Genomic DNA, 253 nt, shown 5'->3' with positions numbered 1-253 from the left:
CAACGATTGGTCGAGCCGCCGCTACCTGGACATGTCCCGGCTCGACGGCATCATGCAATCAACCGACTGAAGTCATTCCCCCGACGACGGACCAGGCCACATTTGCGCAAAACATCGGGCACAACCGTTTTTTGGATGGTCGTGCGGCCAGTCCAAGGCTTCTGCGGTATTGCACGGGGCTCTGCCGGCCCGGGGATTTCTTGGTGCGTGTCTCATTGTAGTGGGTCAGGTAGGCGGCGAGCCGCCCGTGGAA

The 253-nt window shown here is 60.9% G+C and carries 1 protein-coding gene; it reads right to left on the bottom strand.

The genetic code is table 11. The features are described 5' to 3' along the window. Positions 1-58 precede the first annotated feature (58 nt). A partial coding sequence (locus tag H7U32_RS10615) for a hypothetical protein (RefSeq protein WP_204469965.1) occupies positions 59-253 on the bottom strand: 195 nt, incomplete at its 5' end.

The sequence above is a fragment of the Bifidobacterium pullorum subsp. saeculare genome (genome assembly GCF_016899725.1).
GTDB lineage: Bacteria > Actinomycetota > Actinomycetes > Actinomycetales > Bifidobacteriaceae > Bifidobacterium > Bifidobacterium pullorum_C.
Note: the sequence above shows the minus strand (reverse complement) of the source record. Positions and strands in the feature narration are given on the sequence as shown.